The sequence below is a fragment of the Flavobacterium solisilvae genome (assembly GCF_012911605.1).
Lineage (GTDB): Bacteria > Bacteroidota > Bacteroidia > Flavobacteriales > Flavobacteriaceae > Flavobacterium > Flavobacterium solisilvae.
In genome coordinates this window covers 1-385 of the sequence record NZ_JAAMPT010000131.1, presented here as the reverse complement: position 1 = coordinate 385, position 385 = coordinate 1, and the positions used below count along the sequence as shown (strand labels likewise).

At 40.0% G+C, this 385-nt stretch carries 1 protein-coding gene; it reads right to left on the bottom strand.

Annotated elements, in window-relative coordinates:
* A partial coding sequence (locus G6042_RS14180) for a hypothetical protein (RefSeq protein ID WP_211161595.1) occupies positions 1-248 on the bottom strand: 248 nt, incomplete at its 3' end.
* Between the last annotated feature and the right edge of the window lie 137 nt (positions 249-385).

Genomic DNA, 385 nt, shown 5'->3' with positions numbered 1-385 from the left:
GTTTTTTTGCCACGGATTTGACGGATTTGGGTTTCCGTTTGCGCTGGAATGACAATGCGGGGGAATGAGAAAGGGTGATTTTTTTGCCACAAATTGCACGAATTAGCACAAATTATTTTTGGATTGAAGGATTGAAGGACTTGGGGATTGGAGGATTGAAGGACTTGAGGATTGAAAGATTGAGGGATTGAAAGACTGATGGATTTTTTTTCTCGCAAAGACGCTAAAGCGCAAAGATTTTTTACCATATAAGGTATTGAAGGACATTTAATTGATCGCTTTGCTCGTGGTTTTGCCACAAATTGCACGAATTAGCACAAATTAATTGGTGTATAGTTTTTTTGCCACGGATTTGACGGATTTGGGTTTCCGTCTGCGCTGGAAT